This window comes from Microbacterium sp. HSID17254, assembly GCF_003989315.1.
Lineage (GTDB): Bacteria > Actinomycetota > Actinomycetes > Actinomycetales > Microbacteriaceae > Microbacterium.
Window position 1 is genome coordinate 18,547 of record NZ_RBLT01000040.1, and the last position, 10,787, is coordinate 29,333.

Annotated in this window: 5 protein-coding genes; 4 read left to right on the forward strand and 1 reads right to left on the reverse strand. The window is 74.2% G+C overall.

Going from position 1 to position 10,787, the window contains the following annotated elements; translation table 11 throughout:
* Window positions 1–95: 95 nt before the first annotated feature.
* A complete protein-coding gene (locus tag D8M34_RS15540) occupies window positions 96–3,305 on the forward strand; it encodes an ATP-dependent helicase (protein WP_126894437.1) in 3,210 nt (1,069 codons plus the stop codon).
* On the forward strand, window positions 3,302–6,784 hold the full coding sequence (locus D8M34_RS15545) for an ATP-dependent DNA helicase (protein ID WP_126894438.1): 3,483 nt from the start codon (window positions 3,302–3,304) through the stop codon (window positions 6,782–6,784). The genes D8M34_RS15540 and D8M34_RS15545 overlap by 4 nt, the downstream gene beginning before the upstream one ends.
* Here the strand turns inward: D8M34_RS15545 and D8M34_RS15550 are convergent.
* A complete protein-coding gene (locus D8M34_RS15550; protein ID WP_025102977.1) occupies window positions 6,730–8,076 on the reverse strand; it encodes a hypothetical protein in 1,347 nt (448 codons plus the stop codon). The two genes, D8M34_RS15545 and D8M34_RS15550, sit on opposite strands and share 55 nt — an antisense overlap.
* A gap of 64 nt (window positions 8,077–8,140) precedes the next feature.
* Here D8M34_RS15550 and nudC point away from each other — a divergent pair, with 64 nt between their 5' ends.
* Together nudC and D8M34_RS15560 are read left to right on the forward strand one after the other, a co-directional pair.
* Window positions 8,141–9,022, forward strand: a complete 882-nt coding sequence (nudC, locus tag D8M34_RS15555; RefSeq protein WP_085606560.1) for an NAD(+) diphosphatase — start codon at window positions 8,141–8,143, stop codon at window positions 9,020–9,022.
* Window positions 9,019–10,740, forward strand: coding sequence for an ATP-dependent helicase (locus D8M34_RS15560; RefSeq protein ID WP_126894439.1), 1,722 nt, complete (start codon window positions 9,019–9,021; stop codon window positions 10,738–10,740). The genes nudC and D8M34_RS15560 overlap by 4 nt, the downstream gene beginning before the upstream one ends.
* Window positions 10,741–10,787: the final 47 nt, after the last annotated feature.

Genomic DNA, 10,787 nt, shown 5'->3' on the forward strand with positions numbered 1-10,787 from the left:
AGACCGGTGACGGGGGCCGTTTCGCCCTGAGCGCACAACCCGCGAGCAGCCCCGCCCTCGACGCCGATGTCCGCGCCTCCCGATAGCGTGGAGGGATGATGTCGGATGCCGCGCAGCGAGCTGTGATCACGGCGCCGCCGACCGCGTCCGGCGTCGTGATCGGCGCCCCCGGCACGGGTAAGACGCGCACGCTCGTCGACCGGGTCGTGCAGCTCCTCGAGGTCGAGGGGCTGCGTCCGGAGGAGGTGCTGGCGCTCACCCCGAGCCGGCAGGCGGCCACCGCGCTGCGCGACCGGATCGGCGTGCGCATCGGCCAGGCGACGCCAGGGCCACTGGCACGCTCGCTCGGGTCGTTCGCGTTCCAGCTGGTCCGCGGGGCGATGGTCCGCGAAGGCGCCGAGCCGCCGGCGCTGCTCACCGGCGCCGACCAGGATCGCATCATCGCCGAACTGCTGGCCGGAGATGCCGAGGACGCCCGCATCTCCTGGCCTCCGGCGCTCAGCGAGCCGGTCCGCGCCTCGAAGGGCTTCCGCTCCGAGCTGCGCGCCTTCCTCGCGGAATGCACGGAGCTGGGGGCGAGCCCGGCGGAGCTGCGCGCCACGGGCGACGCGGTGTGGACGGCGGCCGCCGACTTCGTGGAGGAGTACCGCGCGGTGCTCGACGCCCTGCGGGCCGCGCACCGTGACACCGCCGACCTCCTCAGCGAGGCGGCGGGGATCCTCCGCACCGCCGACGGCGCCACCCTCGGACCGCTCGCACCCCTGCGGGTGGTGCTCATCGACGACGCCCAGGAGCTCACGCGCGGCGGGATCGGCGTGGTGCGCGCGCTCCGGGAGCGGGGCGTCGCGGTGCAGGCGTTCGGCGATCCCGACATCTCCTCCGGTGCCTTCCGCGGGGCCAGTCCCGAGCTGTTCGCGCAGCTCACCGGCGCGCTCGGCACCGTGCACGTGCTCGACGGCGCGCACCGGCAGCGCCCCCTGCTGACCGCGCTGACGCGCACGGTGACGCAGGCGATCGGGGCGTCAGGACGGGTCGAGCACCGGCGGGCGCCGGCACCGGCGGCGGAGGACGACGAGGCCGAGGTGTCGACCTTCCTCGCCCCGTCGCCCTACGAGGAGTTCGACCGCATCGCCGGGGTCATGCGCGACTGGCATCTCCGCGCCGGGATCCCGTGGGAGCGGATGGCGGTCATCGCCCATGACACCCGTCAGGTCACAGCCCTCGAGACCGAGCTCGCCGCGCGCGAGATCCCGACGAGGGCCGCCGGTGTGCAGCGCCCGCTCGGCAGCGAGGGGATCGTGCGCGACATCGTCGGCATCGTCCGGCTCGCGCTGACCCCGGACGACGAGCGCACGGTGCAGGCCTGGGAGGAGGCGCTGCGCACACCGTTCGGCGGCATGGATGCGATCGCGCTGCGGCGGCTGCGCGCGCGGCTCCGCCACCTCGAGCTCGGGCAGGGCGGGTCGACCCCGGCGCGCGAGCTGCTGCGCGCGGCGATGTCGGCGCCGGCCACCCTCACGCTCATCGATGCGCCGGAGTCGCGGACCGCCGAGCGCTTCGCCGAGACGGTCGCCGGCGTCGCCCGTGCAGCGGCGGAGGGCGAGACGATCCACGACCTCCTGTGGCGCATCTGGGAGCAGGCCAGGGCCGTCGACGGGCGGCGGCTGCACGTCGCGTGGCGGGAGATCTCGCTGCTGCCCACCGGCGCCGAGACGGCGCGGTCGCTCGACGCCCTCGTGGCCCTCTTCGACGCGGCCAAGCGCTTCGTCGAGCGCACCCCGAACGAGCGTCCCGAGGTCTTCGTGCGCGACATCCTCGACAGCGAGGTGCCGGAGGACACGCTGTCGTCGCCCGAGCGGCCGGGCACGGTGACGCTGCTCACGCCGGCCACAGCGCTCGGCACGGAGTTCGACGCCGTGGTCGTCGCCGGGGTGCAGGACGGCGTGTGGCCCAACGTGCGGCTGCGGGGCGGGCTGCTCCAGACCTGGCGGCTCGCCGACGCGCTGATCGCGGCGCGCTCTGGCCTGCCGGCGGAGGTGCCCGGCGTGCTCGACCGGCGTCGCGCCGCTCTGCACGACGAGCTGCGCCTGTTCGTGCGGGCGCTCTCCCGGGCGCGCCATCGACTGCTCATCACCGCCGTGGACGACGACGACCTGTCGCCCAGCGCGTTCTTCGGATTCCTGCCGCCGCCGGAGCCGCCGGAGCGCCATGCCTCGGCGGAACACCCCCTCACGCTGCGCGGGCTCGTCGCGCGGCACCGTCGCGTGCTCACCACGGCTCCCGCCGAGCCGGCGCGGCGCGAGGCCGCCGCCCAGCTCGCCGTCCTGGCCAGGGAGGGGGTGCCCGGTGCGCATCCGCACGACTGGTACGGAGTGACGGCGCCGTCGACCGCGGCACCGCTCCGCGATCTCGCCGCGAACGGCGCACGGGTGTCGCCCTCGGCCGTGGAGTCGTATGAGGAGTGCGGGCTCAACTGGGTCGTCTCGGCCCTCGGGGGCGATACGGTCATGCCGCCGACGGCCGGTATCGGCACGATCGTCCACGAGGCGATGGAGCGCGTACCGGACGGCGATCTCGCGCGCATGCGGGAGATCGTCGAGGAGCACTGGCCGGAACTCGACTTCGAGACGGCGTGGATCGGACGCAAGGAGCGCCGCCGCGCCGACCTGTTCGTCGACCGGCTGCACAGCTACCTCGGCGAGGTGAGGAGAGACGGCGGGCGCGTCCTCGGCAGCGAGGTGGAGTTCCGGTTCGCCGTCGACGTGTCCGGTGCGACCGCCGAGCCCACGGTGCACCCGGTGGGAGAGGATCGTGGGCACCGTGCCATCGTGCACGGCTACATCGACCGGGTCGAGGCGTACCCGCCCGGTGCCGGCGAACACGGCCCGGCGCGCGGCCGCGGCTGGCAGACGATGGCCGGCGGGCCGGAGGGGACCACGGTGGTCGTCGACCTCAAGACCGGGAAGACCGATCCGGAGTCGGACGGCGGCGTCGTCGAGCACGCCCAGCTCGCGGCGTATCAGATCGCGGTGCAGGAGGGTCTCGTGCCCGGTGCCGCGCCGGGCTCGCTCGGGGGCGCGCGGCTCGTCATCGTCTCGAAGACGCTGGCCAAGAGCGACTACCGCGTCGCGCATCAGCATGCTCTGGACGCCGAGGCCCGATCGCAGTTCCTGCGCCGGGTCGCGGAGGTCGCCCGCGGCATGTCGGCGGCGAGCTTCACGGCTCAGGTCGAGGCGCACTGCGCCGACACCCAGCGCCGGGTGCATCCGTGCCGCATCCACACCGTGCCGGCGGTGAGCGCATGACCGCAGGACCCGCGGACGCCGTGCTCTCGGCGACCGATATCGCCGCCGCGCTCGGACTCCCGACCCCGACGCCCGCCCAGCAGCAGGTGATCGAGGCCCCGCTCGAGCCCGCCCTCGTCGTCGCCGGAGCCGGCAGCGGCAAGACGGAGACCATGTCGGCCCGGGTCGTCTGGCTCGTCGCGAACGGGCTCGTCCGCCGGGACGAGGTCCTCGGACTCACGTTCACGCGCAAGGCGGCGGGGGAGCTGGCGGAGCGCATCGGCGCCCGCCTCGCCGTCGTCGACGAGTACGGGCGGCGGGGTCTGCTCCCGCACCTCCCGGAGATCGTCGCCGGAGGAGCGCTGCGCCGGGTGGCGGACGCCGCGCCGGGGCGCCAGCGGGAGCTCGTGCGCGCGCAGGTCCTCGACGACCTCGCCCGGCAGCACGGCACGGGCGGAGAGCCGGCGGTCCGCACCGCCGACGACCTCCTCATCCGCCCGCGCGTGTCGACCTACAACGCCTTCGCGGACGGCATCGTCCGCGAGCACGCCGCCCGCATCGGCCGGGATCCGGATGTGGCGATGCTGAGCCAAGCGGCCTCCTGGATGCTGGCGCGGGAGGTCGTGCTCCGCAGCGACCTGCCGGAACTGGAGGAGGTCGACTACGCCCTGGGGACGGTCATCGACGCCGTGCAGCGGCTCGCCGGCGAGGCCCTCGACCACCGCGTCGACCTCGCGGAGGCGGAGCGCCTCGCCGCGGCGCAGGCCGCGGCGTTCGAGCCCTACCGCTCCCACGCCGACGTCGAGAAGGCGGCGGTCAACCTGCGTACCCTCCCGACCCTGACCCGCCTCGTGCGGGACTACATCGCCGAGAAGGATCGCCGCGGCGTGCTCGACTTCGCCGACCAGGTCTCCGGCGCGTACGACATCGTCGAGTCCGCGCCGGACGTCCGCGCCGAGCTGCGCGAGCAGCACCGTGTGGTGCTGCTCGACGAGTATCAGGACACCTCCGTGATCCAGACGCGCTTCCTCGCGGAGCTGTTCCGCGACACGGCCGTCATGGCCGTCGGCGATCCGCATCAGTCGATCTACGGCTGGCGCGGGGCCAGCGCCGACAACCTCTACGCGTTCCCCCGGTCGTTCTCGAGTGCAGGCGGCGTGCGCACCTACAGCCTCATGACGAGCTGGCGCAACGATCGGAGGATCCTCGACGTCGCCAACCGGGTGCTCGAACCTCTGCAGCGCCCCGGACTCGATGTGCCGCCGCTGGAGCCGCGGCCGGGCGCGGGGGAGGGCACGGTCGCCGTGCGCTACCCCTTCACCGTCGACGACGAGGCCGCCGAGGTCGCGGCCTGGTTCGCCGAACGCCGCGCCGCCCACGACGCGACCTCGGCCTCCCCGCACACCGGCGCCATCCTGTTCCGGTCCAAGCGCCACATGCAGACCTTCGCCGGCGCGCTCGCCGCGCGGGGCATCCCGCATCGCATCCTCGGTCTGGGCGGCCTGCTCGCCACGCCCGAGGTCGTCGACGTCGTATCGACCCTGCGGGTGGTGCACGATCCGACGGCGGGCTCGGCGCTGATCCGGCTCCTCACCGGCCCGCGCTTCGGCGTCGGGGTGGCGGACATGGCGGCGCTCTACGAGCTGGGGCGCGCACTCGCGGAGCGCGACACCGCCCTCATGCCCCTGCCCGAGGAGGTCAGGGTGCGGCTCCGCTCCTCCCGCGGTGCCGACGAGGCCGTCTCCATCGTGGACGCGGTCGACATCGTGCGCGCGGTCCGGGACGACTACCGCCTGCTGGAGGGGATCACGCCGGAGGGCCGCGCCCGGATCCGCGCGGCGGGGGAGATGCTGGAGCGTCTGCGTCGCGCGTCGTCCCAGCCCATCCCGGAGCTCATCCGGCTCATCGAGCTGGAGCTGCGGCTGGACATCGAGCTCGCCGCCAACGAGACCCGAGGCCCCGCGCGCGTCGCAGCGACCCAGCTGCGGGCGTTCGCCGACGAGGTGCGCGCGTTCCTCGCCGCCGACGAGCGCGGCACGATCGGCAGTCTGCTGGCCTGGCTCGACAAGGCCGAGAGCACCGACGAGCTGATGCCGCGTCCGGAGCCGCCGGAGCCCGGCGTCGTGCAACTGCTCACGATCCACGGGTCGAAGGGCTTGGAGTGGGACGCGGTCGCCGTCGTGCGCCTCGTCGTCGACGAGCTGCCGGGACGCGTGTCCGACACCTCCGGCTGGTTCGGCTTCGGCGTCGTTCCCTTCGCGCTGCGCGGAGACCGCGATGCGCTCCCGCGCTTCGTCTGGGATCCGGAGGAGGCGATGGAGGGGGAGACCGACCCCGGCATGCGGCAGAAGCGCGCCCAGGCGTCGCTGTCGGGCGGTGTGACGAAGGCGAATCCGCACGGTGGCGCGCTCAAGCGCTTCAAGGACGCCTACCGGGAGTATCAGCGCCAGGAGGAGCGTCGCCTCGCCTACGTGGCGATCACCCGCGCCAAGAGCGATCTTCTGCTCAGCGGAGCCCACTGGGCGGGCCAGAAGGCGCCGCGCACACCGAGCCCGTACCTCCTCGAGGCCATCGACGTCCTCGGCCTCGACGAGGTCCCGCCGGTCGATCCCGACGAGAACCCGTACGACGGTCCCGGGGCCACGCTCCACTGGCCGCTCGATCCCCTCGGCGGGAGGCGTGCCGTGGTGACCGCCGCGGCCGCGCTCGTCGAGGAGGCCCTGCACGACGACGCCGCCGTTCCGACGGAGGAGCTGCGCCGGCTCCTCGATGAGCGGGCGGCCCGCCAGCGCGGAACGGACGCCGAGGCTCCCACCCGCGTTCCCGCCTCCCGGTTCAAGGACTACGTCACGGATTACACCGGCACCCTGTCCTCGCTCGTGCGTCCGATGCCGGAGCGTCCGTACCGCCAGACCCGTCTGGGGACCCTGTTCCACGCGTGGGTGGAGCAGCGCTCCGAGCTCGTCGGCGTCGGGACCCGGGTCGATGAGGCGCTCTGGGAGATCGACGAGGACGAGCCGGAGGGCGAAAGCGTGCCGGGCGCTCCGGGGTCAGGGGCAGCGGCGGATGCCGCCGACCTCGCGGCGCTGCAGGAGACCTTCGAGCGGAGCGAGTGGGGGCCGCTGCAGCCCCTCGCCGTGGAGATCGAGATCGACTTCGCGCTGGGCGCCGGCCTTCCGGGGACGGGTGCCGGCGCCGCGGACGCGCACATCGTGATCTGCAAGCTCGATGCGGTGTACCGACGCGCCGACCGCGGCGGACGGATCGAGATCGTGGACTGGAAGACCGGGCGCGCGCCGCGGACGCCGCAGGAGCGCGAGGAGCGCATGCTGCAGCTCGCCCTCTATCGGCTCGCGTACCACCGACGGTTCGGTGTCCCGCTGGAGGAGATCGACGTGGCGCTGTACTACGTGGCCGACGACCTCGTCATCCGCGGGGATCGCGTCTACTCGGAGGAGGAGCTCTTCCAGCGCTGGAGCGCTGCCCGCGCCGCGCGCTGAGCCTCCTCGGAGTCGTCGTCGGCTGCGGGGGAGGACGAGGGGGCGGAGTGCTCAGCTCGTCCGCTCCCGCGCGTCTCGGCGAACGCCTGGGCGACGCCGGAGAGGTCTTCGGTCTCGATGCTCGCCACCGCGGCGCGGCGTTCCGCGTCCGGCTGCGACGGTGCATCCGCGGGCTTCTCCGCGTCCGTCGACGCCGCCGCCGGGGCGTCGCGGTCGGCGTCGTCCGCCTCCGCCGCCCAGAGTTCTTCGGGGTTGTAGGCGTCGGTCTGCATCGAGGTGTCCACCTCGGGGGCGGCCGCCACCGGCACGCGGTCGAGCGCGTCCATGGCGGAGTCCACGTCCGAACGTCGGTCGCCGGGCACGCCGAGGTCGTCATGGCGGAGGCCGTCGGCGAGAGCCTCGAGCAGCGCCGCAGCGTCCTCCACGATGTCCTCGCGCCGCAGCGCGTCGCCGTGGACGAGCCAGCGCGCGAACTCCAGCTCGGCGAGCAGACGCGCGCGGACCTCGAGCCCGGCATCGGGAGTGCGGTCCATGGCACGGGCGTAGGCGCCGTGCACGTCGGCCGCCGCGTCGGGAGCCGCGGACAGCCAGGAGAGATCGAGTGCCGGATCGCCGACCGCGAGACCGTGCCAGCCGATCACGCCGGTGACCTCGGGGCCGCGCTCGGGGTGGTCGTCGAAGAGGAAGGACGTCGCCTGCACGCCGCCGAGCACGACGGTCGACTCGAAGCGCCAGAGGTCGTCGTCGGCTACGGCGTCCCGCCACCGCACGGTGAGGCGGGCAGGGACGTGTCCGGTGGCGGCCGCGGTGTCGACGAGGCGCTCCAGCTCGGCGCGGCTCTCCTCGGCGCTGCGCATCACGAGCCCGGCGCCGCGGACGACCGACGTCGGCAGCCCGTGCACGGCGGCGATCGCGGCTCCCATGGATTCCGCCGCGCCGCGTCCGGCGGGCACCATCGACGCCTCGATCTGGAAGCCGGGGAGCAGCTCGGTCACGAGCGCACGCCCTTCGCCCACCCTGGTCTCGCCGATGTAGCCGGGGGCGCGGAACGGCAGCATGGCACGCGCACCGTCGGTGAGGGCGCGCAGCGCCAGGGCCTCCGCCGCCAGCTCCCGCGCCGCGTCATCGTCGTCAGCCACGCGGATCGCGAGTTCCCGGCCGTCGGCGAGCGAGGCGACGGCGGAGTCGAAGCGCCCGTCGCCGTCCGCGGTGAGCGCCCGGGTGCCCGTGACCTCCGCGCCGGGAAGTGCGGCCGTCACCGCCGCGGCTAGAGTGAATGGAGAGCGTCCCATGCCCCCAGGGTAGGTCGGCTCAGGGGCGGTCCCGCCTCCGCCACGCCCGTGAAAGGGGGAGTCGATGAGCATTCCGCGCCCGTTCTTCGACCGCGCCGCCGAACTCCGCGAGGAGGAGGGCGTGCTCGAGCGTCTGCGCGACGACGCGGGCTCGCGCGTCGTCGTCGTCCGGGAGGGACGTGTGCGCGTGGCGGCCTCCGCGCTGCTGCGCGTCTCGCCGGACGAGGTCGCGGACGGGACATGGGCGCTGCTCGGCCGGGATGCCGACGGCGCGGCGCTCCTGCTCGCCGCGCTGCCGCCGGAGACCGATGCCCTCGACACCGCGCCCGACGAGATCTGGCTCGGGCTCCGCGACCTCGGCGGGCGCCTGGACGCGGGGGAGTCCGAGGTCCTGGTCGCCGCCGTCGCCCTGGCCGGCTGGCTCCGCGACGCCCCGTTCTGCCCCACCTGCGGCGGAGGGACGGAGCTGCGCAACGCGGGCTGGTCTCGACGGTGCCTGGTGTGCGGGCGCGAGCACTTCCCGCGGACCGATCCCGCCGTGATCGTCGCCGTCGAGAGCGCGGACGGCGAGCGGCTGCTGCTCGGCGCCAACGCCAACTGGGGCGGACGCATGTACTCCTGCTTCGCGGGTTTCACCGAGGCGGGCGAGTCCCTCGAAGCCACCGTGCACCGGGAGATCGAGGAGGAGTCCGGCGTGCGGCTGTCGGCCCTCCGCTACGTCTCCTCGCAGCCGTGGCCGTTCCCGCGGTCGCTCATGGTCGGCTTCCGGGCGGTCGTCGAGGACGACGCGGCGGCGCGCCCGGACGGCGAGGAGATCATCGACGTCCGGTGGTTCACGCGGACGGAGATCGGCTCCGCGCTCGCGGGGAACGGTCCGGTCGGACTCCCGGGGCCGGCCTCGATCGCGCGGGCCCTCATCGTCGACTGGTTCGAGGAGCGCCCGTGAGCGCACTCGATGCCCTCGACGAGCGGCAGCGAGCGGCGGCCTCGGTCCTGCGGGGCCCGGTGGCGGTGCTCGCGGGGGCCGGGACGGGCAAGACCAGGGTCATCACGCATCGCATCGCGCACGGCGTGGACACGGGTGCCTACTCGCCGTCGCGCGTGATGGCGGTCACGTTCACCGCGAAGGCCGCCGGCGAGCTCCGCGGCCGCCTCCGTGCGCTCGGCGTCGAGGGCGTGGCCGCCCGCACCTTCCACGCGGCGGCCCTCGCGCAGCTCAACTTCTTCTGGCCCACCCTGGCCGGTGCGCCCGCGCCGTCGATCATCGACAACAAGGTGCGCCTGCTGGGCCAGGCCGCCGATGCCATCCGCCTGCGTCCGAGCACGGCGACCCTGCGCGACATCGCCGCGGAGATCGAGTGGCGGAAGGTCTCGATGATCTCGATCGACCGGTACGCCGAGCTCGGTCGGCCGATCAGCGGGATCGACCCCACGCAGCTCGTGGAGCTGATGCGCGGCTATGAGGCGCTCAAGGACGAGCGTCATCAACTCGACTTCGAGGACGTGCTGCTCGCCTGCGCGGGGATGCTGGAGACCGAGCCCCGGGTCGCGGCCGCCGTCCACGAGCAGTACCGGCACTTCACCGTCGACGAGTTCCAGGACGTGTCGCCGCTCCAGAACCGGCTCCTGGAGCTCTGGCTGGGCGATCGGCACGACATCTGCGTGGTCGGCGACGCCAGCCAGACGATCTACTCGTTCGCCGGGGCGGAGCAGCGCTTCCTGCTCGAGTTCGAGCGGCGGCACCCCGACGCGACCGTCATCCGTCTCGAGACGAACTACCGGTCCCAGGCCCCCATCCTGACGGCGGCGAACGCCTTGATGCACGGCAGGCCCGGCGCGCTGGAGCTGGTCCCGGCCCGGGAGCAGTTCACGGCGGAGCCGCCGACGGTCACCGCGTACGACACGGAGGCCGAGGAGGCCGCGGGCATCGCCGCCGGCGTCGCGGCACGGATCGCCGGGGGCGCGTCCCCGGCGGAGATCGCCGTGCTGTATCGCGCCCATGCGCAGTCCGCGGTGCTCCAGCAGGCGCTCGCCGCCGCGGGCATCGCCACCTCGGTGCTCGGCGGCACGCGGTTCTTCGCCATGCCGGAGGTGCGCCAGGCGATCCTCGCGCTCCGTGCGGCGGCGGTGGCGCCGACCGAGCACGGATTCCTGCCCGGGGTGCGACGGGTGCTGCGCGAGCTGGGACTCACCGAGGAGCCTCCGGCGGCCGGGGGAGCCCAGCGCGACGGGTGGGAGGCACGGCGTGCGATCCTCCGTCTCGCGGAGGAAGCGGGGCCGGAGACGACCCTGCGATCCTTCAGCGACGAGCTCATGGCCCGCGCGAAGGATCAGCACGAGCCGACGATGCGGACGGTGACGCTGTCGACGCTGCATGCCGCGAAGGGCCTGGAGTGGCCGCACGTGTACCTGGCCGGATGGGCGGAGGGGTCTCTGCCCATCTCCTACGCCACGACGTTCGAGGCCGTCGATGAGGAACGGCGTCTGGCCTACGTCGGGGTCACGCGGGCTGCGCGCACGCTGGAGCTGTCGTGGGCACGGACGGCGGGGCGCGGCGAGCGGGCGCCGTCGCGGTTCCTGGCGGAGATGGGCACGACGGCGCGCGGCACAGGCATTCTGCGCGAAACCGCACCGAACGCCACGCGATCCCGCCGTCCGCGCTGACCCTGGCGATGCGCGCCGGATCGGCCGCGCGCAGGAGATGCGCGGCG